This window comes from Kitasatospora sp. NPDC057015, assembly GCF_042673745.1.
Lineage (GTDB): Bacteria > Actinomycetota > Actinomycetes > Streptomycetales > Streptomycetaceae > Kitasatospora.
Genome location: NZ_JBHUSG010000031.1, coordinates 1 through 22,372, shown reverse-complemented (window position 1 = coordinate 22,372; position 22,372 = coordinate 1). Strand labels below are relative to the sequence as shown.

The following is a 22,372-nucleotide window of genomic DNA, read 5'->3' as shown; positions in this document are numbered from 1 at the left end:
CGCCGGCCCGCAGGGTCCGCGCGGCGAGCGAGGAGTGAGCATGGCCAGGGAATTCGAGGTTCGTCGTGAGGTCGCGCTGCCGGCAGCGCCGCAGGACGTCTTCGAGGCGGTCACGACCGGTAGCGGAGGCTGGATGTTCCCGACGGACACCCCCGCGGAGTTCCCGGCGGACGTCCCGGCGGTGGTGCACCCGCACGCCCCCGGTCACGAGACCCCGCAGGGCGCCGGGGTGACGGCCTGGGAGCCGCCGACCCGGTACGCCGCCGTGACGGAGGGGGACGCCGGCTCACTCGACGCGCTGGAGTACGTGATCGAACCCCGTGGCGAGGCCCGCTCGGTGCTGCGCCACACCCGCCGCGGCGTCCTCGCCGACGACTACGACGCCCGGTACGAGAGCTGCGTCAAGCACACCGACTTCTACCTCCACACCCTCGGCCAGTACCTGCGGCACTTCGCCGGCCGCCGCGCGGTCTTCGTGGACGTCCAGGCCCCGCCGGTCTCGGCCGGACCGGAGGCCTTCGAACTGCTGCTGGACGAACTCCACCTCGACAACGAGGTCCGGGTCGGCGACCGACTGAGTGTGGACCTGCCCGAGATCGGCGTTCTGGACGCCGAGGTGGACTACCGCACGCCGCAGTTCCTGGGGCTGCGCTCGCACGACGGGCTGTACCGGTTCTTCGGGCGCAACGCCTTCGGCGGCCCGGTCGGCGTGACCCTGCACCTGTTCGGCGAGGACGCGGACGCGGCAACGGCCGAGCGGGCCTGGCAGTCCTGGCTCGACGGCCTGTACGCCGCCTAGCCTCGCGCATTCACGAGTGGAACCGTCCAAGGTGCGACCAGAAGGCGAGGCACTACTGACCTGGGACGATGGGACTTGTTCAGGGTGATGGTCACGCTGTTGTCCCGCAGGCCGGGGCGGCCCTGCCGGTGGAGACGGCCCGCACCATCGCCCTGGACAAAGCGCTGTCCACGGCGCTCGCACCCTGGCGCAGGCCATGGGCAGCGCGCGACCGGCGCACGATCCTGCTTGACATGGCCTCACCTTCGCGATGGGCCGGGGCTCGCCGGCCGATTCCCGCCCGACGGGCCGTCACGCGGGATCGAGGTCAGCCCACAGCTTCCCGGCAGGATCCCTGGACGGCCGACTCAACCGAAATCCCCTGGCGGACAGACCGGTTGCTGCGGGACGCTTGGTGCATGGACGTAATTCTGGACGGCGTCACCCCGGTCTCCCGGTCAGTGGTGATCAGGGAGTTCCTGCTCCACTCCGACTTCTACGTCGAACTGGACCGCCCAGCCTTCCTGACCGCGGGTGACCGGGTCACGTACGAGAACCAGTGCATCGTGGTAACCCGCCCGAACGGTGAGCGGCGCACGCATTCGGATAGCAACAGCTACTGGCTCTGCGGACCGCAGACGGCGGCGTTTCTCGTCCTCCGCGGACATTAGCCTCGCGCTCTCAGGGGGTGTTCGAGGCGTGGCTGGGAAGACGCCACCCGACGGTCGTCGGCTGCATCAACTCGGATCCAGTAATCAAGAACTGACGCAGCATCGAACATCTGAGCCCTCCACGATGGCCCCGGCTCCAGGAGACGAAGAGGATGTGCCGCGGGGCGCCCCGCATCACCCCCGACACGACCGTCCGTCCGTCCGACCGACCGACCGACCGACCCCGACAGCTACCCGCCCAGCGCCCGGCGCAGTGCCAGGGCGTCCGGTGCCACCGCCGTGAGCAGTCGGGCCGCGCCCGGGTGGGCCACGCCGGGCAGGACGAGCAGCGCGGAGTCGTCCGTCGGCGGACGGACGGGGCCTGCCCCTCCGTCGGGAGCGACCGTCAGGACCTGGCCCGCCGTGCGGTACGTGGCCAGCACGGCCGGGCCGTCCCAGCCCGGGGCGCCGGGGCCGAGGTCGGTCTGCTGGTCGAGCAGCAGCCGCCCGGCCCGGCGGACGGTGAGCCGGGAGGTGAGCCGCCCGGGCGGGTTCCCGCGGGCCCAGTCGTGGTGGCGGCCGAGGATCTGCTCCTCCCGGTAGTGCAGTTCGGCGCCGGCGGCCAGGGTGATCCGGGTGTGCGTCACCAGGTGGCTCCCGGTGGCGGCGACGACCTGCTCGGGCAGCCAGTCCAGCCGGGCCCCCTCCCCCACGGTGAGGTCGACCTCGTAGTGGGCCGGTCCGGGGCCGGGCAGGCTGATGGTGGCGGCGGCGCTGGTGACCCTCAGCGCCGCGCCCGCCCGTACGTCCACCGTCACGGCGAGCCGGTCGCCGCCGAGCGGGGCGGCCATCGACCCGACGATGACCACGTGGGCGGTCCGCCCCTCGCCCCGGGTGCGGCGGGGGGCGAGCGGCCCGGCGCCCGCCAGCACGGGCAGGGTGGTGCCGCCCCGCCCGTCGGGCTCGGCGGTGATCCGGGCGCGCGCCGTCAGGGCCGCGGGCGGGCGGGCGGCCGCAGGGACGGGGTACCCGGGCGCGCGGTGCCCGGGCGTGCCGGCCGCCCGCTCGCCGCCCGCCCCGGTGCCCGCCTCCGGGGCGCCGGTCGCGAGGGCGCTGCTCATCGGGGCGTACGCCACTCGGCCAGCCGGGCGCGGACCCACCGGGCCACCGGCTCGACGCCGTCGGGCGCGGTCAGCGCGCAGAACACGGTGGGCAGTTCGCCGCGCTGGGCCCTGGCATCGCGGGCCATCACGTCGAGGTCGGCGCCGACCAGCGGGGCGAGGTCGGTCTTGTTGACGACCAGCAGGTCGGAGGTGGAGACACCGGGCCCGCCCTTGCGCGGGACCTTGTCGCCGCCGGAGACGTCGATGACGAAGATCTGGTGGTCCACCAGGCCCCGGCTGAAGGTGGCGGTGAGGTTGTCGCCGCCGGACTCGACCAGGATCAGGTCGATCCGGCCGAGGGCCGCCTCCAGGTCCTCCACCGCCTCCAGGTTGGCGGAGATGTCGTCGCGGATGGCGGTGTGCGGGCAGCAGCCGGTCTCGACGGCGGTGATCCGCTCGGGCGGCAGGACGGCGTTGCGGAGGAGGAACTCGGCGTCCTCGGTGGTGTAGATGTCGTTGGTGACGACGGCCAGCGAGTACTCCTCGCGCAGGACCCGGCAGAGCGCCGCGACGGTGGCGGTCTTGCCGGAGCCGACGGGGCCGCCCAGGCCGATCCGCAGGGCGCGGCGGGCGCCCTGCCCCACCGCGTCGGGGTGGGACGGCTCGTGGACGGCGGTGCCGGCGGTGACCGTGGCGGTACCGGCGGCGCCGGCCGGCGCGGCGAAGGTGTGGCGAACGGGGGCGTCGTGGGGATCGACGTGGTCACGATGCAAAGAGACGGACCTTCCAGGAGCTGTGCTGCTCGGCGTACAGGTCGAGCAGGGGTGCGGAGGTGGCGGGCAGCCGGTCGAGGTCGGGGTGGCCGGCGGCCTCGACGGCGGCCGCGGTGACGGCGTCGAGCTGCGGTCCGAGGCGCGCGAGCGCGGCCGCGACCTCGTAGGGGTCGAGACCGAGCAGCCGTACGCAGGCGGTGGCCGGGCCGTTGACGCTCTCGTAGGCGGCGACGGCGGCGGCCCGCTCGGGGGTGAGCCCGGCCGCGCGGGCGGCGACGCCGAGCACCACGGGCTGGTGGGCGCCGCCGGGGTGGGCGGCGCCCAGCCGTTCGAGGTCGGGGTGCGGCCACGCCGCCCGGGCCGCCCTGAGGAGTTGGCGGCCCAGCCGTCGGCTGGTGGCGCGCAGTGCGGGTGAGGGGGTGCGGGCGTCGGCGGACTCGTCGAGCTCGGCGTGGCCGTGTCCGGCGGCTGCCGCGGCCGCCAGACCGGCCGCGGTGAGGCCGCTGGTGTGCAGGCGGCCGGTGAGGAAGGCCGCCATGCTGGCGCTGTCGTGGACCCTGCCGGCCTTGACGGCGGCCTCGGCGCCGCCGGAGTGGGCGTGGCCGCCGGCCGGGAACCGCCCGTCCGACAGCAGCAGGAGGGCTGCGAGGCTCATCGGGGGCTGCTCATCAGAACAGGAAGTACCGCTGTGCGAGCGGCAGTTCGGTGGCGGGTGCGGGGGTGACGACCTCGCCGTCGATGGTGACGGTGAAGGTGTCGGGATCGACCCTGACGTCGGGCCGGGCGGTGTTGTTGACCATGTGGTCCTTGGTGACGCCGCGGGTGTTCCTGATCGCGGTGAACTGCTTGCCCAGGCCGAGACGTTCGGGCAGGCCGTCGTCGAGGGCGGCCGGCGAGGTGAAGTTGATCGAGTTGCCGGCGGGCGCCCGCCCCTTGGCCCCGAACATCGGCCGCGGCAGCACGGGTTGGGGTGTGGGGATGGAGGCGTTGGCGTCGCCCATCTGGGCCCAGGCGATCTGGCCGCCCTTGACCACCAGGTCGGGCTTGACCCCGAAGAAGGCGGGCGTCCAGAGCACCAGGTCGGCGAGCTTCCCCGGTTCCACCGAACCGATCTCGTGGTCGAGCCCCTGGGCGACGGCCGGGTTGATGGTGTACTTCGCGACGTAGCGCCGGGCGCGGTGGTTGTCGGCCCGGCCGTCGCCGGCGAGCGCGCCGCGTCTGGCCTTCATCACGTGCGCGGTCTGCCAGGTCCGCATCACCACCTCGCCGATCCGGCCCATCGCCTGCGAGTCGGAGCTGATGATGGAGATCGCGCCGAGGTCGTGCAGCACGTCCTCGGCGGCGATCGTCGAGGGGCGGATCCGGGACTCGGCGAAGGCCAGGTCCTCGGCGACGTGCGGGCTGAGGTGATGGCAGACCATCAGCATGTCGAGGTGTTCGTCGACCGTGTTGACGGTGTGCGGCCTGGTCGGGTTGGTCGAGCTGGGAAGGACGTTGAGCTCGGAGACCACGGTGATGATGTCGGGGGCGTGCCCGCCGCCGGCGCCCTCGGTGTGGTAGGCGTGGATTCCCCGGCCGGCGATCGCCGCGAGGGTGTCGGCGACGAAGCCCGCCTCGTTCAGGGTGTCGGTGTGGATGGCCAGTTGGGCGCCGCTCTGCTCACAGACCCGCAGGCAGGCGTCGATCGCGGCGGGCGTCGCCCCCCAGTCCTCGTGAATCTTGAACCCGAGTGCTCCGGCCCGCAGTTGGTCGTGCATCGAGGCGGTGTTGACGGTGTTGCCCTTGCCCAGGAGGCCTATGTTCAGCGGCAGGTCGTCCATCGAGGCGAACATCCGGGCGAGGTGCCAGCCGCCGGGGGTGATGGTGGTCGCCTTGGTGCCCTCGGCCGGTCCGGTGCCGCCGCCGACCAGGGTGGTGATGCCCGAGGAGAGTGCCTCGTCGGCGAGTTGGGGGCAGATGAAGTGGACGTGGGCGTCGATCGCGCCGGCCGTCAGGATCCTGCCGTTGCCCGAGATCACCTCGGTCTCCGGGCCGATCACCAGCGCGGGGTGGACCCCGTCCATGGTCTCCGGGTTGCCGGCCTTGCCGAGGGCGGTGATCCGACCGTCCCGGATGCCGACGTCGGCCTTGACGACACCCCAGTGGTCGAGCACCACGGCGCCGGTGATCACGGTGTCGGGGGCGCCCTCGGCGCGACTGGTGCGGGCCTGGCCCATCGACTCGCGGATCACCTTGCCGCCGCCGAAGACGGCCTCGTCGCCGCCCCGACTGCGGTCCTCCTCCACCTCGATCAGGAGGTTGGTGTCACCGAGCCGGATCCGGTCGCCGGTGGTGGGGCCGTACAGGTCGGCGTAGCGGGCCCGTCCGAGGCGCAGCGCGTGCGATTCAGGCATCGAGGGGCCCTCCGGTCTCGCCGCGCAGCCCGGCGACCTCGCGCCGGCCGCCGATGGGGATCAGTTCGATCTCGACCGGGATGCCCGGCTCGAAGCGCACGGCGGTACCGGCCGGGATGTTCAGCCGCAGGCCGTACGCGGCGGCGCGGTCGAACTCCAGCCCCGGGTTGGCCTCGGCGAAGTGGTAGTGCGAGCCGACCTGTACGGGCCGGTCCGCGGCGTTCACCGCGATCAGCCGGGTGACCGGCCGACCGGCGTTGAGGGCGATGTCACCCTCGCCGTAAAGCACTTGACCGGGCACCAGTTCACCGGACGCCGCCGTACCGAGCGGCGCCGTACCGGGCGCCGGGTCACCGAGCACCGTCCCGCCGGCGGCCGCCCCACCGGGGATCACGTCATCGGGAATCACGCCGACGTCGGAGCCCGGCGTCATCGGATCGGCCCGTGGACGGTGACCAGCTTGGTGCCGTCGGGGAAGGTCGCCTCGACCTGGACGTCCGGGATCATCTCGGGGATCCCCTCCATCACGTCGGCCCGGGCCAGCACGTGGCGGCCGGACTCCATCAGCTCCGCGACGGTGCGCCCGTCCCGGGCGCCCTCCAGGACGTGCGAGGTGATCAGCGCGACCGCCTCGGGGTGGTTGAGCCGCAGCCCTCGGGCGCGTCGGGAGCGGGCCACGTCGGCGGCGACGTGGATGAGCAGGCGCTCCTGCTCATGGGGGGTGAGTCTCATCTGCGCGCACCTCGGGGGAGTTCAGAGGGCGCGGACACAGCGCTGTGCCGCGGGTGGCCTCGGGCGCGCGGGCGTGGTCCGGAGCGTGGGTGGGGATGCGCGGGCAGCACCGCCCGGCGCGACCGCCCTCCGGCCCGCACGCGGGAGGTGGATCTGTGTCCGACACCGTAGCGGACGAACGGCCCCCGGGTCAGGGGGCTGGCCGTACACGTCGGGCATCGGTATGCACGGGGAGCAATTTCTATAACCCGACCGGACCTCCACAATGCCAGGCCGGCAATTGAAAGCTCAATTCCCGCTCAAATCGTGGAACTACTCGCGAGTCACGTAACGAGCCCTCCCTCATCCGGCCACCTACCTGCGGGAATGTACGCGGTGAAAGGTAAATATTCAGTAATGAAATCTATGTATAACCCTATGAATACACCTAGGGTGTGGCCACTCTCCGACTTCCCACCCAACAGAGAGATGGCGCATGGCAACCCTCGATCAGCTTTCCCCGCCCGGCACCGGCACCCCCGGAACCCGGCCCTCCCTCCGCCGCGAGGTGGGCCTCATCGGCCTCCTGTGGGCCTCCGTCGGCTCGATCATCGGCTCCGGCTGGCTGTTCGGCGCCAAGAACGCCGTGGTCGTCGCCGGGCCGGCAGCGCTCATCTCCTGGGGCATCGGAGCGGTCGCCATCGTGCTGCTCGCCCTGGTGCACGCCGAGCTCGGCGGGCTCTTCCCGGTCGCCGGCGGAACCGCGCGCTACCCGCACTACGCCTTCGGCGGTCTGGCGGGCATGTCGTTCGGCTGGTTCTCCTGGCTGCAGGCAGCCACCGTGGCGCCGATCGAGGTCGAGGCCATGATCGGCTACGCCGGCCACTGGGACTTCGCCAAGAGCTTCCTGAACGACAACGGCACGCTCACCACCAGCGGCTTCGTCGTCGCGGTGCTCCTGATGGGCGTCTTCGTCGCGGTCAACTTCCTGGGTGTGCGGGTGCTGGCCCACACCAACAGCGTCGCCACCTGGCTGAAGATCTTCGTACCGCTGCTCACGATCTTCGTGCTGGCCGTGACCAACTTCCACGGCAGCAACTTCACCTCGCACGGCTTCGCCCCCTTCGGCATGAAGGGCGTGCTCGGGGCGATCAGCTCCAGCGGCATCATCTTCGCGCTGCTCGGCTTCGAGCAGGCCATCCAGATCTCGGGCGAGAGCCGCAACCCCAAGCGCGACATCCCGCGCGCCGTCCTCGGCTCGGTCGCGATCGGCACCCTGATCTACGTCCTGCTGCAGGTGGTCTTCATCGGCGCGCTGCCGGTCAGCTCCTTCGCCAACGGCTGGGACAAGCTGGACTTCCCCGGCATCGAGGGGCCGTTCGCCGGCCTCGCCACCCTGGTCGGCCTCGGCTGGCTCGCCTGGGTGCTGTACTTCGACGCGATCGTCTCCCCCGGCGGCACCGGCCTGATCTACACCACCTCGACCTCGCGGATCTCCTACGGCCTGAGCAAGAACGGCTACGCGCCGCAGGCCTTCGAGCGCCTCGACCGGCGCGGCGTGCCGTGGTTCGGGCTGATCCTGTCCTTCGTCACCGGCGTGGTCTGCTTCCTGCCGTTCCCCAGCTGGCAGGAGCTGGTGGGCTTCATCACCTCCGCCAGTGTGCTGATGTACGCGGGCGCCCCGCTGGCCTTCGGCGCGCTGCGCCGCCGGCTGCCGGCCCGCGAGCGCTCCTACCGGCTGCCCGCCGGCGGGGTGATCTCCCCGCTGGCCTTCGTGGTGGCCAGCCTGATCATCTACTGGGCCGGCTGGCACACCCTCTCCCGGCTGGGCATCGCGATCGTCCTCGGTTACGCGCTGCTGGGCGGCTACGCCGCCTACGCGATCCGCAAGGGACTGCCGAACGCTCCCCGGCTGGACTGGCGGGCCGCGCAGTGGCTGCCGGTCTACCTGGTCGGCCTCGGCCTGATCTCCTGGCAGGGCGGCTTCGGTGACGGCCGGGGCAACCTGCCGATGTGGTGGGACATGGCCGTGGTGAGCGCCTTCGCGCTGGCGGTCTACTTCTGGGCGATCCGGGTGGCGCTGCCCGCCGAGGAGATCGAGCGCAACGTCGAGGACATCGAGGTGGTGGACGCGGGCGGCCACTGAGCGGCCACCCCTCCCCCGCCTCCGGGGCCCGCGTCACCCGGGGTCCGCCGGCCCGTCCGGCGGGCCCCGCCGTCGCGCGGCCGCGGGCCGGCGCCGGCTACTCCGCGGAGACGGAGAGGATCTCGTCCTCCGGGAGCTCGACGTACTCCACGCCGTCCACCTGGATCCGCGCACCGGAGTACTTGCTGTAGACGATCCTCGCCCCCACCGCGACGGCGACCGGGTGCGGCCGGCCCGCCTCCAGCGGCCGGCCGGGACCGACCGCCACCACTTCACCCCTACGGGTCTCCGCGTCCGCCGGGGCCGCCTCGTCGAGCGGCTTCACGATCAGGCGGTCGTCCTCGGGCTGGAAGTCGGGCATGGTGGTTCCTCTCCGGTCGACGGCGGCCCGTTCGGCCGGCCCGTCCCTCGATTCTCCCGGCCCGGGCCGTCCTCGCACGGCAGGACGCCCGTGACGGTCCGAACGCGTCCCCGGTACCGGCACGGCCCACCGGGCACGCCGCAGGGCCGGCCCCGCTCGGGACAGCGGGGCCGGCCCGTCACCGGCCGGGGCGGGTCAGCCCGCGTTGACGCAGCCGTTGCCGAAGGCCGGGTTCAGAATGCTGACGACGCCGATGCTGTTGCCGCACAGGTTGACCGGCACGTGCACCGGGACCTGGATGAGGTTCCCGGACAGCACGCCGGGCGAGCCGGCGGCGACGCCCTGCGCACCGGCGCTGGCACCGGCGACGCCGGCTCCGGCGAGCACCACGGCGCCCGCGGCGGCGGTCAGGGCGAGAGTCCTGAGAAGAGCGGTCATGAGATGTCTCCTGAAGCTGAGGGGTACGAAACGGAGCTTCCGGGCCGCGACGACGCGATCACCGGACACTTGCTCTTCGGCAGAACAGCGGCCCCGGACCGGTGTTGGCGGCCCGGTTCACCCGATGCGGTGAACCCGTCAGCCGGACGGCGGACACCCTCGACACCCGACCGGCGGACCCCGGCGGACGAGCGGACCTGGCCGGCGCTCCCCCCGGCGGGAGTCACGGGAGTCAGAGGGTGTGGTCCGGCCAGGGGACGTCGGTGGCGACCGGGGCCGTGCAGTCGACGTCGGGCACGGAGAATCCGTGGAGCCGCCGCACCTCGGTGCGGACCCGGTCGAGGTCGGCCAGGCCGGCGATGGTCTCCGTGCCGGCGCTCTCCCGGCGTTCGGCCACGGCCGCCCGGACGTGGTCGGCCGGTTCGAAGGTGTCCGGGCGGATCCGGCCCTCGCCGTCCGGGGTGAGCGGGGCCGCGCCGGTGAACTGGCCCCACAGCGCGGCGAGCCGGCGGATCGGTGGGACGAGGTCGTCGCCGAGCACACCGCGCGGCAGGCCGGTGTACCGGGCGATGCCGGGGACGGCCCGGCCGATCGGCTTGCGGACCGAGGCGTAGGTGGTACCGGTGGCGGGGTCGGTGCGCCGGGGCGCGGTGGCCCTGCCAAGGAGAATGATCACGAGCCGGTCTCGGGGTGTCCCACCGTCAGCCGCGCCGACGGCGCAGCACCACCACCGCGGCCACCCCGCCGGCGGCCAGCCCGGCCACCAGCAGGTACGGGACGCCGGCCGGCGGCGGCTCCTCGAACCGGCGCAGGAACTCCGGCTCCCGGCGCCGCAGCCGGGCGGACCGCAGCCGCTCGGCCGCGCGCCTGATCCCCGCCAGGCCCGCCGTACCGGCCCGACCGGCGGCGTCCGCGACCCGTCCGGCCCGGCTCGCCGGCCTCTCCGGGTCGTCGAAGGGCAGTTCGAAGCGGTCCCCGGACGGAGCCGCGGCGCGCCGCGGCTCGTGCTGCTCGACGGGCAGGCCCAGCGCTGCCTGGGCCGCCTCGGCGTCGTCTACCAGCGACTGCGGGTCGTGCGCCTCCGGTGTGCCGACGGCGAGATGGGCGTCGGCACGGTCCGCCGGGGCGGTGGGCGTATCGGCACCGCGCGGATCCGTGCCGGCCGGATCAGTGGGCCCCGGATCGGTGGGCCCCGGATCCGCGGTGAACGGATCGGTGCTGAGCTGGTCGGTGCTGCGCGGATCGGTGCTGCGCGGCTGGCTCTCCTCGTACGTCATGGGCTCGGGCCTTCCGGTCGTGGGCGGGTGGCTGTCCCTGACGCCTTGCCGCCCGACGCCAGGGCAAACCCGCGATCCCGGGCGAACCCGGCCTTGCGACGGCCGCGCGGCGGATCAGCGCCGCTCCTCCCGGCGGTCCTCACCCCAGAGGGTGTGGAAGCTCCCGTCCCGGTCGGTCCGCCGGTAGGTGTGCGCCCCGAAGTAGTCGCGCTGCCCCTGCACCAGCGAGGCCGGCAGCCGCTCGGCGCGCAGGCTGTCGTAGTACGCCAGCGCGGTGGCGAACCCCGGTGTGGGTACGCCCAGTTGGGCGGCGGTGGAGACGACCCGGCGCCAGCCGGACTGGGCCCCGGCGAGGGCCTCGCGGAAGTACTCGTCGGTCAGCAGGGTCGGCAGCCGGCGGTCCGCCCGGTAGGCGGCGGTGATCCGGTCCAGGAACCGGGCCCGGATGATGCAGCCGCCCCGCCAGATGGCCGCCGTCGCGCCCGGATCGACGTCCCAGGAGTACTCGGCGCTGCCGGCCTGGATCTGGTTGAAGCCCTGCGCGTAGGCGACCATCTTCGAGGCGTACAGCGCCTGTTCGACGTCCTCGGCGAAGCGGTCGGACGCGGCGCTGTCCAGCCAGGTCTCGGTCGGGCCGGGCAGGCTGCGGGCCGCGGCGCGCAGGTCGGGGCTGCCCGAGAGCGAGCGGGCGAAGACGGCCTCGGCGATGCCGCTCACCGGCACGCCGAGTTCGAGCGCGGTCTGCACCGTCCAGCGGCCGGTGCCCTTCTGCTCGGCCTGGTCGAGGACGACGTCGACGAAGGGCTTCCCGGTGGCGGCGTCGGTGTGCGCGAGGACCTCCGCGGTGATGCCGATCAGGTAGGACTCCAGGCGCCCGCCGTTCCAGTCGCGGAAGATCCCGGCGATCTCGGCGGGCTGCCGGCCGGCGCCGTGCCGCAGCAGGTCGTAGGCCTCGGCGATCAGCTGCATGTCGGCGTACTCGATGCCGTTGTGCACCATCTTGACGAAGTGACCGGCACCGTCGGGGCCGATGTGGGTGCAGCACGGTGCGCCGTCCACCTTGGCGGAGATGTCCTCCAGCAGCGGGCCGAGCACCCGGTAGGACTCCTCGGTGCCGCCCGGCATGATGCTCGGGCCCTCCAGGGCGCCCTGCTCGCCGCCGGAGATGCCGCTGCCGACGAAGTGCAGCCCGCGCTCGCGGAGCGCCTGCTCGCGCCGGCGGGTGTCGAGGAAGTGCGCGTTCCCGCCGTCCACCACCACGTCGCCCGCGTCGAGCAGGGGGAGGAGCTCGTCGATGACGGCGTCGGTCGGCCCGCCCGCCTTCACCATGATCACGATGCGCCGCGGGCGCTCCAGCGAGGCGACGAACTCCTCCGTGGTGAGGCCGGGCACGAAGTCACCCTCGTGGCCGAACTCGTCGACCAGTGCGGTGGTCCGGGCCGCGGTGCGGTTGTGGACGGCCACCCGGTAGCCGTGCCGGGCGAAGTTCCGGGCCAGGTTGCGGCCCATGACGGCCAGTCCGGTGACGCCGACCTGTGCCTGGGACTGCGCTGCCATGAGGGGTACTCCAAGTCGTCCGGGGGTGGGGCGTACGGGCGGGGGGACGCCGCGGCCGGTGGGGGTGCGTCCACCGGGTTCGACTCTGCCCGGGCCGGGGCCGGCCCGCACCCGGACGGACGGCCGGGCCCGGCGGGGCGCGCTGGGCGCTCCGCCGGGCCCGGGGCGGTTCAGCCCAGTCCGAGGACCGTCCGCAGTGCCTGGCCGACGGCCTCCTCCGGGTCGGCCGCGGCGCCGGTGGAGCGCCAGGCCACGAACCCGTCGGGGCGCACCAGCACGGCGCCGTCGGGGCCCACCCCGTGCAGCTCGGCCCAGTCCGCGCCGGCCTCGGGCGCCAGGTCGTCCTCCGCACCGGTGCCCACGCGGTAGGCGTCCAGCGGCACCGCGAGGCGGTCGGCGGCCCGGCGCGCGGCCGCCTGCCAGGCCGTGCCCTGCGAACCGGTCAGCAGGACCATCGCCTGCTCGTAGAGGTCCAGCGAGGAGAGGCGTACGCCGGCGCGCAGCAGCCACAGGTGCGGTGCGCGGCTGCCCGGCTCGCCGGTCGGCCGGAAGCCCTCGGGCACCACCGGCTGGTCCGGGTCCCCGCCCGCCACGGCGCCCTCGGGGTAGCGGTAGCCGAGGGCCACGGCCAGGACGCCGGCCTGCCGGCCGGTGCCGGGCACCGCGTCGTACCCGGGGTGGCTGTGCTCGGCCGAGCGGGCGGAGGCGCGCTCGGCGGTGACCCGGGCCACCGGGCGGCGCTCGGCGGTGTAGCTCTCCAGCAGGGCCGGGCCGGCCCAGCCGCCGAGGACGGCGGCGAGCTTCCAGGCGAGGTTGTGCGCGTCCTGGATGCCGGTGTTGGAGCCGAACGCGCCGGTCGGGGACATCTCGTGGGCGGAGTCCCCGGCGAGGAACACCCGTCCGGCGGAGTACCGGTCGGCGACCCGTTCGGCCGCGTGCCAGGGGGCCTTTCCGGTGATCTCGACGTCCAGTCCGGGGACGCCGGTCGCCGCCCGGATGTGCGCGATGCAGCGCTCGTCGGTGAACGCCTCCATCGGCTCCCCGTGCTCCGGGTGCCAGGGGGCGTGGAAGACCCACTGCTCCTGGTTGTCCACCGGCAGCAGCGCCCCGTCGGCCTGAGGATTCGTCAGGTAGCAGGCGATGAAGTGCCGGTCGCCCACCACCTCGGCCAGCCGCTTCGCCCGGAAGGTGATGCTGACGTTGTGGAAGAGCTCGCCCTTGCCGGACTGGCCGATCCCCAGCCGCTCGCGGACCGGGCTGCGCGGCCCGTCCGCGGCGACCAGGTACTGCGCCCGGACGGTCCGCTCCTCGCCGGTCTCCCGGCTGCGCAGCAGCGCGGCGACCCCGTCGGCGTCCTGCTCGAAGGAGACCAGCTCGGTGCCGAAGCGCAGGTCGCCGCCGAGCTCGCGGGCCTGCCGCAGCAGGACGGGTTCCAGGTCGTTCTGGCTGCACAGGCACCAGGAGGACGGGCTGAACCTGGCCAGCTTGCCCCCCGGGTCGATCTCCCGGAAGAGCCACTCCTGGTCGTCGCCGGTGAGGCTGTGCGCCTGCAGGATGCCGTGGTTCTCGGCCAGCACCGAGGCCGCCTCGCGGATGCCCGCCTCGACTCCGGCGACCCGCATCAGTTCCATCGTCCGGACGTTGTTGCCGCGTCCACGCGGGTGATGCGAGGTGCCCGAGTGCTTCTCGACCAGCAGGTGTCTGACACCCAGTCGGCCCAGGAACAGCGAGGCCGACAGCCCCACCAGTGACCCGCCCACGATCAGGACCGGCACCCGGTCGTCCACCTTTGGATTCATCAATTGCTCCAGCCTGTACGGGGGATGCGCGGCCTGGCGGCGTGTTCGCCACCGTCCGCCGACGGGGCCCCGGACGCGGGTGCCCCGTCCTACCGTCCCCCCTCGGCGGGTGGTTGTTCGTGCTCGTCGCTCGGATGGACCGCATATCTCGCGCCGTCCGTGGCGGCGCCGCACGATCGAACTCAGGCCTGGACCCCTGCCCGGACGACGGCCGCCGGTACGCAGCCGGCACGTCCCGCGGGAGACCGTCCCCTCCCGCGGACCCGACCGGCGGTCCGGGTACCGGGCCCCCGCCCGGACTCCACCGCTCCGGCCCGTCGCCGGGCCCCCCGCCCGGACCGCTACTCCCGTCGCCCTCCCGCAGCCGGCCGAGCCACTCGGCGGACCACCGCGGACGCGGCCCCGAACACAGAAAGTGGATCATGACGACTCTGTCCGAACCGCAGCTGCAGCAGCACGCCGAACTCGACGAATCCCGGCTCCGGGTGGTCCTGATGCTGGAGATCCAGGACGGTGCGCAGCAGCGCTTCCTGGACGTGTACGAGAAGCTCCGCCACCTGGTGGCCTCGGTTCCCGGCCACGTCAGCGACCAGCTGTGCCAGTCGATCGACGACCCGCGGCAGTGGCTGATCACCAGCGAGTGGAACGACCCGGACTCGTTCCTGGCCTGGGTGGACAGCCCGGCGCACCGCGAGATGGTCAAGCCGATGCACGGCTGCGTCAGCGACCGGTTCCGCTCGCTGCGCTACAACATCCTGCGCGAGACCTCGGCGAAGGGCGCCACCGGCACCCGCAAGCCCCAGGAGGTGCGGGCCGGCTCGCCGCGGGCGGCCGGCGCGCCCGGCATGCCGCAGGTCACGCCCGGCCCGGACGGGGTGATCCGGCACGCCCTGACCTTCACGGTCAAGCCGGGCAGCGAGCAGAAGGTGGCGAAGATCCTCGCCGGCTACACCTCCCCGCAGGCCGTCGTGGACGAGACCACCAGCCTCCGCCGCACCTCCCTGTTCATGCACGGCAACCGGGTCGTGCGCGCGGTCGAGGTGGTCGGCGACCTGGGTGCGGCGCTGCGCCACGTGGCGATGCAGCCCGAGATCCGCGCGGTCGAGGAGGCCATCAACCCGTACCTGGAGGAGGACCGCGAGCTGGGCAACCCGGAGGCCGCCCGCGCCTTCTTCGCCCGCGCCGCACTGCCGGCCACGCACCACGTCCCGCCGGCCGCGCCGGTGCGCGGGGAGGTGGAGCGCCAGGCGGTGGTCTACCCGGTGAAGAAGGGCAACGGCCCGGCGGTGGCCAAGCTGCTGGCCGAGCAGGACGGGCTGGCGGCGGGCGACCCGGGCAACCCGGTGATCGGCAGCACCGTCTTCCAGCGCGAGGACACCGTGGTCCGCGTGGTGGACCTGCGGGCCGACGCGGGCGCGCAGCCGGCCGCCGCGCTCGGGGTGGGCGGCGAGCGCGAGGCGACCGTGCTCGGCAGCCTGCTCGACCTGGGCGCGGAGGGCGACCTGCGGACCGCCGCCGGGGTGGCCCGGTTCCTGGCCGCCTGCGACATGGGGCTGGTCACCGACCGCCGTTCGCCCGACGCCTGACCCCTTCCGGCACCGAAACCGTCGAACCCACCTGGAGGAACAGCCATGACCACGCAGTACCCACCGATCGTGCATGTCGACGACGCCGCGCCCAACCGCCGGCGGGGCGGCGACATCCGCGCCATGCTCACTCCGACCGTCTCTGGCTCCACCAGCGGGTTCATGGGTCTGGCGATCATCCAGCCGGGCGACCGGATCGGCGAGCACTACCACCCGTACTCCGAGGAGTTCGTATACGTTGTTTCGGGTGATCTGGAAGTCGACCTGGACGGCGTCACGCACAGCATCAAGCCCGACCAGGGGCTCATGATCCCGATCAACATGCGCCACCGGTTCCGCAACGTCGGCGACACCGAGGCGCGGATGGTCTTCCACTGCGGCCCGCTGGCCCCGCGGCCCGAGCTCGGGCACGTGGACACCGAGGAGACGCTGGAGGCCGGCCCGCCGGAACACGCCAAGGTGGCCTCGTGACCCGGCGGGTGGCGATCACCGGTATCGGCGTGGTCGCCCCCGGCGGCGTCGGCGTACCGGCGTTCTGGGACCTCCTCACCTCCGGGCGGACGGCCACCCGGGGCATCACCCTCTTCAACCCGGAGGGCTTCCGCTCCCGGATCGCCGCCGAGTGCGACTTCGACCCGGCCGAGCACGGCCTGAGCCTGGCCCAGGTCCAGAGCGCCGACCGGTACGTGCAGTTCGCGCTGGTGGCGGCCGCCGAGGCGGTCCGCGACTCCGGACTGGACCTCGCCGCCGAGGACCCGTGGCGGGTGGGCGTCTCACTCGGCACCGCCGTCGGCGGCACCACCCGGCTGGAGCACGACTACGCCCTGGTGAGCGCCTCCGGCGCCCGCTGGGACGTGGACCACCGCCAGGCCGAGCCGCACCTGCACCGGGCCTTCGCGCCGAGCACCCTGGCCTCCGCGGTGGCCGAGCAGACCGGCGCCCAGGGGCCCGTCCAGACCGTCTCCACCGGCTGCACCTCGGGCCTGGACGCGATCGGCTACGCCTTCCACGCCGTACAGGAGGGGCGCGCCGACATCTGCGTCGCCGGCGCCTCCGACTCGCCGATCTCGCCGATCACCGTCGCCTGCTTCGACGCCATCAAGGCGACCTCGGAGCACAACGACGACCCGGCACACGCCTCCCGGCCGTTCGACGCCCACCGGGACGGCTTCGTCCTCGGCGAGGGCGGCGCCGTCCTCGTCCTGGAGGAGCTGGAGCACGCCCGGCGGCGCGGCGCCCGGATCTACGGGGAGCTCGGCGGGTTCGCGACCTTCGGCAACGCGTACCACATGACCGGCCTGACCCAGGAGGGCCACGAGATGTCCGAGGCGATCGACCGGGCGCTGGCGCACGCCCGGGTCGAGCGCACCGACGTCGACTACGTCAACGCGCACGGCTCGGGCACCAAGCAGAACGACCGGCACGAGACGGCCGCGGTGAAGCGCTCGCTCGGCGAGCACGCCTACCGCACGCCGATGAGCTCCATCAAGTCGATGGTCGGCCACTCGCTGGGCGCGATCGGGGCGATCGAGGTCGTCGCCTGCACCCTCGCGCTGGCCCACGGCGTGGTGCCGCCGACCGCCAACTACGAGACCCCGGACCCGGAGTGCGACCTCGACTACGTGCCGCGGACCGCGCGGGAGCTGCCGCTGCGCAACATCCTGTCGGTCGGCAGCGGGTTCGGCGGGTTCCAGTCCGCCGTAGTGCTGAGCAGGACGGGGTGAGAATATGACGGCACGTCAACAGGAGCGCCGGGCGGTGGTCACCGGCCTCGGCGTGGTGGCCCCCAGCGGCGTCGGAGCGGACGCCTTCTGGAAGGCGACCCGGCAGGGCGTGAGCGTCCTCGACCGGATCTCCCGCGAGGGCTGCGAGCACCTCCCGCTCCGGATCGCCGGCGAGGTCCGGGACTTCGACGCCGGTACCGCGATCGACGGCCGCTTCCTCGTGCAGACCGACCGCTTCACCCACTACGCGATGGCCGCGGCCGACCTCGCGGTGGCCGACGCCGGGTTCACACCCGACGAGAACGCGCCGTACGGCGTGGGCGTGGTCACCGCGGCGGGCTCCGGCGGCGGCGAGTTCGGACAGCGCGAGCTGCAGCAACTCTGGGGCCAGGGGCCGCGGTTCGTCGGCCCCTACCAGTCCATCGCCTGGTTCTACGCGGCCAGCACCGGACAGATCTCGATCCGCGGCGGGTTCCGCGGGCCGTGCGGTGTGGTCGCCAGCGACGAGGCCGGCGGACTGGACGCGCTCGCGCACGCCGCACGGGCCGTCCGGCGCGGCACCGACGCCGTGGTGGTCGGCGCCGCCGAGGCGCCGCTCGCCCCGTACTCGATGGTCTGCCAGCTCGGCTACCCCGAGCTCAGCCTCGGCGAGGACCCCGCGCGGGCCTACCTGCCGTTCTCGGCCGGCGCCCGCGGCTTCGTGCCCGCCGAGGGCGGGGCGATGCTGATGGTCGAGGACGAGTCCGCGGCCCGCCGGCGCGGCGCCAAGGTCCGGGCCGTGCTGGCCGGGCACGGGGCGACCTTCACCGGCGCCTCCCGCTGGGAGGAGTCCCGCGCGGGGCTGGTGCAGGCCATCCGGATCGCCCTCGACGAGGCGCGGTGCGCCCCCGAGGAGATCGACGTGGTCTTCGCCGACGCCCTGGGCGTCCCGGCGGCCGACCGCGCCGAGGCGCTGGCGCTGACCGACGCGCTCGGCACGTACGCCGAGCGCGTCCCGGTGACGGCCCCCAAGGCCGGCATCGGGCGCGCCTACTGTGGCGCGCCGCCGCTGGACGTGGCGGCCGCCGTCCTGGCCATGGAGGACGGCGTGCTGCCGCCCACCCCCAACGTCACCGAGGTCTGCCACGACCTGGCCCTGGTGACCGGCCACGCCCGCCCGGCCGAGCTGCGCACCGCGCTCGTGCTGAGCCGCGGGCTGATGGGCTCCAACGCCGCCCTGGTACTGCGCCGCGGCAGCGGCGAGCGGAACTGAGCCCGACCGTCCCGACGCCCGTCCGGCACCGCCCGCCAGGAGGCGGCGCCGGCCCGGCGCCGACCGCCCGACCGATCGACGAACCGAGCAGGAGAACAGCCTCATGAGCAACGCCCTCACCCATACCGAACTCGCCTCGCTGATCAGGACCCGGGCCGGCATCACCGTCGACCCGGCGGACATGGAGAGCCGGCCCGAAGCGACCTTCGAGGAGTTCGGCATCGACTCGCTCGGCCTGCTCGGCATCGTCGGCGAACTGGAGAACCGCCACGGCGCCCGGATCACCGCCGGGGCCGAGATGTCCCGCACGCCGGCCGAGTTCATCGACGTCGTCAACAGCTCCCTCGCCACGAAGGCTGGTGCCTGAGATGCCCGGACACACCGACAACGAGATCGTCATCGCCGCGCCCGTCGACCTGGTCTGGGAGATCACCAACGACCTGGAGAACTGGCCGCAGCTGTTCAGCGAGTACGCCTCGGTCGAGGTGCTGGAGCGGGAGGGCGAGAGCACCACGTTCCGCCTGACCATGCACCCGGACGAGAACGGCCAGATCTGGAGCTGGGTCTCCGAGCGCACCACCGACCGCCCCGGGCTCGCGGTGAAGGCCCGGCGGGTCGAGCCCGGGCCGTTCGAGTTCATGGACATCCGCTGGGAGTACGCCGAGGCACCGGGCGGCACCCGGATGCGCTGGATCCAGGACTTCGCGATGAAGCCCACCGCGCCGGTGGACGACAACGGGATGACCAACCACATCAACCGCAACTCCCGGATCCAGATGCAGCTGATCCGCGAGAAGGTCGAGAAGCGGGCGGCCGACGCATGAGCGGCACGTACCGCACGCTGATCGTGGCCCGGATGAAGCCCGACGGCGCCACCGGCATCGCCGACGTCTTCGCGCAGTCCGACGCCGGCGAGTTGCCCGAGCTGATCGGCGTCACCGGCCGCAGCCTGTTCCAGTTCGGCGACGTCTACCTGCACCTCGTGGAGGCGGACCGGCCGCCCGGCCCGGCGGTCGCCCAGTACACCAAGCACCCGGCCTTCCGGGACGTCAGCGAGAAGCTGCTGCCGTACGTCCAGGCGTACGACCCGCAGACCTGGCGCGGCCCGCAGGACGCCATGGCGAAGGAGTTCTACCGCTGGGAGCGCGGCGGCGCCGGCTGAGCCGTCGCCGGTGAGCGCCGGGCCCGAACCGGCGCCCGCACCCCGCAGGGCACCACCGCCGGCACCGCCGAGGGCGCCGGCCGGTCTCCACGGAGACCCGGCCGGCGCCCTCGGCATGTCCGCGCCCGGACCGCCTCCCGGCCGTCGTGCCGGACCGCATCCCGGGCCGCGTCCCGGGCCGTCGGAGCGTTACGCCGAAGTGCTGACGCTTATTCAGACCGTATGGCGCGGCAGCCGGGTGAAGAATCGCGATTGTCCACTCGAAGGGCCCAGCCCGTTACCGTGTCGTGACATCCACAGCTGGCAGCGGCCCGGAATCTGACTGACCGTGAAACGGACGCCCCGTGCGATTCCCCTGGCCGACGCCGTGTCGGCACTCGCACCTCGCGCCGGAAGGACCGACCCTCATGCGTTCTGCACGCACCCTGCTGACCGGAGCGGCCATCGCCGCCACGCTCACCCTGGCCGCCCCCGTCGCCACCGCCTTCGCCGCCGACTCCCCGGACGCGGGCAAGACCCTCACCTGGGAGGAGAAGCAGGCCAAGGCCGCGAGCCCGGAGGGCCAGAAGACCTGGGAGGAGAAGCAGGCCACGGGCAAGCCCGAGTCCTCCTCCACCGAGGAGGAGTCCAAGGCCCCGCACGGCGGCGTGCACACCGGTGGCGGCGGCATGGCCGTCTCCGGCAACGGCATGGCCTCCGGCGCGGCCCTGCTGCTCGGCGGGCTCGGCATCGGCGCGTACGCGCTGCGCCGCCGCAAGCCCACCGGTGCGGCGATCTGACCCGTAGCACCGCCCCGTACGTCACCCTGCCGTGGCCGCCGCCCAGCGTCGGCCACGGCAGGGCGTACGTGGGGCACCGGCCGGCCGGGGCGCCCCCGCCCCGGCGTCCGCCCCACGCACCCGCCGCTCCACCCGCCCGGAATGCGAGGCTCTCTGATGGGTGATCAGACCACGGAGAACAAAGGCGTCCCCGTCCTGCTGCGCGTGGCCATGGCGGCGACCGCCGTCGGCGCGCTGCTCGTCTACAACTCGGTCGACGCGTCGCCCGTGCAGACCCAGCAGGCGACCCCACCGCCCGCGGTCACCGCCGTGGCGACGGCGCCCGCCGCGCCCGCGGAGCCCGCCGCACCGGCGGAGGAGCCCGAGCCCTCCCCCGCCCTGCCGCGCTCGGCGCCGACCCGGCTGAAGATCCCCCAGATCGCCGTGAACGCGCCCTTCACCGACCTCACCCTGGACGCCTCGGGGATGCTCAACGCGCCCGCCCCGGACAACAAGAACCTGGTCGGCTGGTACGCCGCCGGCACCTCCCCCGGCGAACGCGGCAGCGCGGTGGTGGCGGGCCACGTGGACACCAGGACCGGCCCGGCGGTCTTCCTGCTGCTGCGGATGCTGCTGCCCGGCAACAAGGTCGAGGTGACCCGCGCGGACGGCACGGTGGCGGTGTTCTCGGTCGACTCCGTCCAGACCTTCCCCAAGGACGCCTTCCCCGACGCCAAGGTGTACGGCGGCACCGGCCGGGCCGAGCTGCGGCTGATCACCTGCGGCGGCACCTACGACAAGAAGCGCAAGGACTACCTGGACAACGTCGTGGTCTTCGCGCACCTGGAGTCCTGGCACAAGGCCTGAGCCCGTCGCCCCTCCGGTCGTCGAGGGGGGTGCGGTGCCGACCTGCTCGGAGCCGACCGCAGACGGTCGGCCGACTCGGCCTCAGCTCCTGGGCGGCGCGTACCTGGCCAGGAACGCCAGAACATCCGGCAGCGCGCCGTCCTCGAGCAGATCCGCGCCGTGCCGGGTGCCCGGGTAGATCTTGAGCTGCTTACCGGGGCTCGAGGACGCGTCGTACAGCGCCTTGGCGTCGCCGCTGGACGACGGGTCGCCCTCCTCCGCCGCGAGGAACATCGGCAGGTGGCCGAGGGCGACCCTCCTGACCGCGTCCCAGTTTCCGGAGCGTTGCGGCGCGCTCAGCGCGACCACCGCCCGCACCGGGCCGTCGACCGGCGTGACCGTCTTGTCCAGGAGAGCCGTAGCCGTACCCGCCGCGGCGACCTCGACCATCTTCGAGAAGCCCCTGCTCGCCAGGAAGTGGTCGGCCGGGCCGAGATCGTCGAAGAAGTCCCCGCTGCTGGTGAAGGCGAGCACGGCGTAGCCGGCCTTGGTGAAGCCTCCGAGGTAGGGCACCCAGTCGCACAGCGAGCCTCCGTCCTGGTGCCAGAAGACGAGTGCCACCTCGGCACCTCCGGCGTCCGAGTCCTGGAAGTACGCCTGGTTCGTCTTCCCCCGGTCCTCCACGGTCACAGCGCCCTTGCGGCCCTGCTCCTCGGTCAGGCAACCGAACGTCCTGACGGTGGACGTGGCGGCGGTCGGGGTCGGCGCCCCGGGGCCGCCGCACCCGGCCACCAGTAGGACGGCAGCCGAAAGACCCGCGGCCGCGGCCGCGCCTGTGCGCTTCATGATTCCCCCGGATGTGCGCCGAACGGCTCGATGCAGCCGCCGTCAGCACAGTAGGGATCACGGCGCCGGGGCGTCAACGGACTCGATCTTGAGGCGTCAGCGCCGCTGCCCACCCCGGCACCGCCGAACACCGGGGAGCGACACCGAGAAGTGAGGCCGAGGCCTCCTCCGGGCGTGCGGGAGAGCCGGCACCCCGAGGGTGCCGGCTCTCC

At 73.5% G+C, this 22,372-nt stretch carries 25 protein-coding genes; 12 read left to right on the top strand and 13 right to left on the bottom strand.

Annotation, left to right across the window (positions count from 1 at the left end):
• The first annotated feature begins 40 nt into the window (after positions 1-40).
• Both ACFTWP_RS25560 and ACFTWP_RS25555 read left to right on the top strand, forming a co-directional pair.
• Entirely contained in the window at positions 41-799 is a 759-nt protein-coding gene (locus ACFTWP_RS25560; protein ID WP_380267117.1) for an SRPBCC domain-containing protein, read from the top strand.
• Positions 800-1,197: 398 nt separating this feature from the next.
• Positions 1,198-1,449, top strand: a complete 252-nt coding sequence (locus ACFTWP_RS25555) for a hypothetical protein (protein ID WP_380267116.1) — start codon at positions 1,198-1,200, stop codon at positions 1,447-1,449.
• Between the two features lie 230 nt (positions 1,450-1,679).
• Here ACFTWP_RS25555 and ACFTWP_RS25550 read toward each other — a convergent pair whose 3' ends face one another.
• From ACFTWP_RS25550 to ACFTWP_RS25525, 6 genes are all read right to left on the bottom strand, one after another.
• Complete coding sequence (locus ACFTWP_RS25550) at positions 1,680-2,549, bottom strand: urease accessory protein UreD (protein ID WP_380267113.1); 870 nt, start codon at positions 2,547-2,549, stop codon at positions 1,680-1,682.
• Positions 2,546-3,304, bottom strand: coding sequence for an urease accessory protein UreG (gene ureG / locus ACFTWP_RS25545; RefSeq protein ID WP_380267112.1), 759 nt, complete (start codon positions 3,302-3,304; stop codon positions 2,546-2,548). The genes ACFTWP_RS25550 and ureG overlap by 4 nt, the downstream gene beginning before the upstream one ends.
• A complete protein-coding gene (locus ACFTWP_RS25540; protein WP_380267111.1) occupies positions 3,294-3,959 on the bottom strand; it encodes an urease accessory protein UreF in 666 nt (221 codons plus the stop codon). Before ACFTWP_RS25540 ends, ureG begins: the two co-directional genes overlap by 11 nt.
• A 13-nt stretch (positions 3,960-3,972) precedes the next feature.
• The gene (locus tag ACFTWP_RS25535) at positions 3,973-5,697 is read right to left on the bottom strand and encodes an urease subunit alpha (protein WP_380267110.1); all 1,725 of its coding nucleotides are present in this window, start codon (positions 5,695-5,697) and stop codon (positions 3,973-3,975) included.
• Complete coding sequence (locus ACFTWP_RS25530) at positions 5,690-6,001, bottom strand: urease subunit beta (RefSeq protein WP_380267220.1); 312 nt, start codon at positions 5,999-6,001, stop codon at positions 5,690-5,692. Before ACFTWP_RS25530 ends, ACFTWP_RS25535 begins: the two co-directional genes overlap by 8 nt.
• 125 nt (positions 6,002-6,126) lie before the next feature.
• Positions 6,127-6,429: an urease subunit gamma gene (locus tag ACFTWP_RS25525; protein WP_380267109.1), complete on the bottom strand. Its 303-nt coding sequence runs from the start codon at positions 6,427-6,429 to the stop codon at positions 6,127-6,129.
• Positions 6,430-6,904: 475 nt separating this feature from the next.
• Here ACFTWP_RS25525 and ACFTWP_RS25520 point away from each other — a divergent pair, with 475 nt between their 5' ends.
• Positions 6,905-8,554 carry an APC family permease gene (locus ACFTWP_RS25520; RefSeq protein ID WP_380267108.1) on the top strand — a complete coding sequence of 550 codons (1,650 nt, stop codon included), beginning with the start codon at positions 6,905-6,907 and terminating at the stop codon, positions 8,552-8,554.
• Between the two features lie 97 nt (positions 8,555-8,651).
• On the opposite strand, the gene ACFTWP_RS25515 is transcribed toward ACFTWP_RS25520, so the two are convergent.
• The 6 genes from ACFTWP_RS25515 to ACFTWP_RS25490 form a co-directional block, all read right to left on the bottom strand.
• Positions 8,652-8,915, bottom strand: coding sequence for a hypothetical protein (locus ACFTWP_RS25515; RefSeq protein WP_380267107.1), 264 nt, complete (start codon positions 8,913-8,915; stop codon positions 8,652-8,654).
• A gap of 195 nt (positions 8,916-9,110) precedes the next feature.
• The gene (locus ACFTWP_RS25510) at positions 9,111-9,353 is read right to left on the bottom strand and encodes a chaplin (RefSeq protein WP_380267105.1); all 243 of its coding nucleotides are present in this window, start codon (positions 9,351-9,353) and stop codon (positions 9,111-9,113) included.
• A 232-nt stretch (positions 9,354-9,585) separates the two neighbouring features.
• Complete coding sequence (locus tag ACFTWP_RS25505; protein WP_380267104.1) at positions 9,586-10,029, bottom strand: hypothetical protein; 444 nt, start codon at positions 10,027-10,029, stop codon at positions 9,586-9,588.
• Between the two features lie 25 nt (positions 10,030-10,054).
• Positions 10,055-10,630: a hypothetical protein gene (locus ACFTWP_RS25500; RefSeq protein ID WP_380267102.1), complete on the bottom strand. Its 576-nt coding sequence runs from the start codon at positions 10,628-10,630 to the stop codon at positions 10,055-10,057.
• Positions 10,631-10,744: 114 nt separating this feature from the next.
• Entirely contained in the window at positions 10,745-12,187 is a 1,443-nt protein-coding gene (gndA, locus tag ACFTWP_RS25495) for an NADP-dependent phosphogluconate dehydrogenase (protein ID WP_380267101.1), read from the bottom strand.
• 170 nt (positions 12,188-12,357) lie between these two features.
• Positions 12,358-13,986 (bottom strand): FAD-dependent oxidoreductase, encoded by a 1,629-nt coding sequence (locus tag ACFTWP_RS25490; RefSeq protein WP_380267100.1) that lies wholly within the window; start codon positions 13,984-13,986, stop codon positions 12,358-12,360.
• A 422-nt stretch (positions 13,987-14,408) separates the two neighbouring features.
• Here ACFTWP_RS25490 and ACFTWP_RS25485 point away from each other — a divergent pair, with 422 nt between their 5' ends.
• The 9 genes from ACFTWP_RS25485 (at position 14,409) to ACFTWP_RS25445 (ending at position 21,335) form a co-directional block, all read left to right on the top strand.
• Entirely contained in the window at positions 14,409-15,572 is a 1,164-nt protein-coding gene (locus ACFTWP_RS25485) for a SchA/CurD-like domain-containing protein (RefSeq protein WP_380267099.1), read from the top strand.
• Between the two features lie 45 nt (positions 15,573-15,617).
• Complete coding sequence (locus tag ACFTWP_RS25480; protein WP_380267098.1) at positions 15,618-16,043, top strand: cupin domain-containing protein; 426 nt, start codon at positions 15,618-15,620, stop codon at positions 16,041-16,043.
• Positions 16,040-17,296, top strand: a complete 1,257-nt coding sequence (locus tag ACFTWP_RS25475) for a beta-ketoacyl-[acyl-carrier-protein] synthase family protein (protein ID WP_380267097.1) — start codon at positions 16,040-16,042, stop codon at positions 17,294-17,296. The genes ACFTWP_RS25480 and ACFTWP_RS25475 overlap by 4 nt, the downstream gene beginning before the upstream one ends.
• Positions 17,297-17,300: 4 nt before the next feature.
• Positions 17,301-18,548: a ketosynthase chain-length factor gene (locus tag ACFTWP_RS25470; protein WP_380267096.1), complete on the top strand. Its 1,248-nt coding sequence runs from the start codon at positions 17,301-17,303 to the stop codon at positions 18,546-18,548.
• Between the two features lie 103 nt (positions 18,549-18,651).
• Positions 18,652-18,915 (top strand): acyl carrier protein, encoded by a 264-nt coding sequence (locus ACFTWP_RS25465; protein ID WP_380267095.1) that lies wholly within the window; start codon positions 18,652-18,654, stop codon positions 18,913-18,915.
• Position 18,916: 1 nt separating this feature from the next.
• Positions 18,917-19,372, top strand: coding sequence for an SRPBCC family protein (locus ACFTWP_RS25460; protein WP_380267094.1), 456 nt, complete (start codon positions 18,917-18,919; stop codon positions 19,370-19,372).
• Entirely contained in the window at positions 19,369-19,710 is a 342-nt protein-coding gene (locus tag ACFTWP_RS25455; RefSeq protein ID WP_380267093.1) for a TcmI family type II polyketide cyclase, read from the top strand. Before ACFTWP_RS25460 ends, ACFTWP_RS25455 begins: the two co-directional genes overlap by 4 nt.
• 407 nt (positions 19,711-20,117) lie before the next feature.
• Positions 20,118-20,489 carry a hypothetical protein gene (locus ACFTWP_RS25450; RefSeq protein WP_380267092.1) on the top strand — a complete coding sequence of 124 codons (372 nt, stop codon included), beginning with the start codon at positions 20,118-20,120 and terminating at the stop codon, positions 20,487-20,489.
• A 156-nt stretch (positions 20,490-20,645) separates the two neighbouring features.
• A complete protein-coding gene (locus ACFTWP_RS25445; protein ID WP_380267090.1) occupies positions 20,646-21,335 on the top strand; it encodes a class F sortase in 690 nt (229 codons plus the stop codon).
• An 81-nt stretch (positions 21,336-21,416) separates the two neighbouring features.
• Here ACFTWP_RS25445 and ACFTWP_RS25440 read toward each other — a convergent pair whose 3' ends face one another.
• Positions 21,417-22,160, bottom strand: a complete 744-nt coding sequence (locus ACFTWP_RS25440) for a hypothetical protein (RefSeq protein ID WP_380267089.1) — start codon at positions 22,158-22,160, stop codon at positions 21,417-21,419.
• Positions 22,161-22,372 lie beyond the last annotated feature (212 nt).

Excerpts from the sequence above, each read along its gene's own strand:
- gndA (WP_380267101.1), bottom strand. The coding sequence starts at position 12,187 with ATGGCAGCGCAGTCCCAGGCACAGGTCGGCGTCACCGGACTGGCCGTC.
- ACFTWP_RS25515 (WP_380267107.1), bottom strand. The coding sequence starts at position 8,915 with ATGCCCGACTTCCAGCCCGAGGACGACCGCCTGATCGTGAAGCCGCTC.
- ACFTWP_RS25485 (WP_380267099.1), top strand. The coding sequence starts at position 14,409 with ATGACGACTCTGTCCGAACCGCAGCTGCAGCAGCACGCCGAACTCGAC.
- ACFTWP_RS25455 (WP_380267093.1), top strand. The coding sequence starts at position 19,369 with ATGAGCGGCACGTACCGCACGCTGATCGTGGCCCGGATGAAGCCCGAC.
- ACFTWP_RS25460 (WP_380267094.1), top strand. The coding sequence starts at position 18,917 with ATGCCCGGACACACCGACAACGAGATCGTCATCGCCGCGCCCGTCGAC.
- ACFTWP_RS25540 (WP_380267111.1), bottom strand. The coding sequence starts at position 3,959 with ATGAGCCTCGCAGCCCTCCTGCTGCTGTCGGACGGGCGGTTCCCGGCC.
- ACFTWP_RS25445 (WP_380267090.1), top strand. The coding sequence starts at position 20,646 with ATGGGTGATCAGACCACGGAGAACAAAGGCGTCCCCGTCCTGCTGCGC.
- ACFTWP_RS25440 (WP_380267089.1), bottom strand. The coding sequence starts at position 22,160 with ATGAAGCGCACAGGCGCGGCCGCGGCCGCGGGTCTTTCGGCTGCCGTC.
- ACFTWP_RS25550 (WP_380267113.1), bottom strand. The coding sequence starts at position 2,549 with ATGAGCAGCGCCCTCGCGACCGGCGCCCCGGAGGCGGGCACCGGGGCG.
- ACFTWP_RS25490 (WP_380267100.1), bottom strand. The coding sequence starts at position 13,986 with ATGAATCCAAAGGTGGACGACCGGGTGCCGGTCCTGATCGTGGGCGGG.
- ACFTWP_RS25510 (WP_380267105.1), bottom strand. The coding sequence starts at position 9,353 with ATGACCGCTCTTCTCAGGACTCTCGCCCTGACCGCCGCCGCGGGCGCC.
- ACFTWP_RS25535 (WP_380267110.1), bottom strand. The coding sequence starts at position 5,697 with ATGCCTGAATCGCACGCGCTGCGCCTCGGACGGGCCCGCTACGCCGAC.
- ACFTWP_RS25450 (WP_380267092.1), top strand. The coding sequence starts at position 20,118 with ATGCGTTCTGCACGCACCCTGCTGACCGGAGCGGCCATCGCCGCCACG.
- ACFTWP_RS25560 (WP_380267117.1), top strand. The coding sequence starts at position 41 with ATGGCCAGGGAATTCGAGGTTCGTCGTGAGGTCGCGCTGCCGGCAGCG.
- ACFTWP_RS25465 (WP_380267095.1), top strand. The coding sequence starts at position 18,652 with ATGAGCAACGCCCTCACCCATACCGAACTCGCCTCGCTGATCAGGACC.
- ACFTWP_RS25480 (WP_380267098.1), top strand. The coding sequence starts at position 15,618 with ATGACCACGCAGTACCCACCGATCGTGCATGTCGACGACGCCGCGCCC.
- ACFTWP_RS25500 (WP_380267102.1), bottom strand. The coding sequence starts at position 10,630 with ATGACGTACGAGGAGAGCCAGCCGCGCAGCACCGATCCGCGCAGCACC.
- ACFTWP_RS25525 (WP_380267109.1), bottom strand. The coding sequence starts at position 6,429 with ATGAGACTCACCCCCCATGAGCAGGAGCGCCTGCTCATCCACGTCGCC.
- ACFTWP_RS25555 (WP_380267116.1), top strand. The coding sequence starts at position 1,198 with ATGGACGTAATTCTGGACGGCGTCACCCCGGTCTCCCGGTCAGTGGTG.
- ACFTWP_RS25520 (WP_380267108.1), top strand. The coding sequence starts at position 6,905 with ATGGCAACCCTCGATCAGCTTTCCCCGCCCGGCACCGGCACCCCCGGA.
- ACFTWP_RS25470 (WP_380267096.1), top strand. The coding sequence starts at position 17,301 with ATGACGGCACGTCAACAGGAGCGCCGGGCGGTGGTCACCGGCCTCGGC.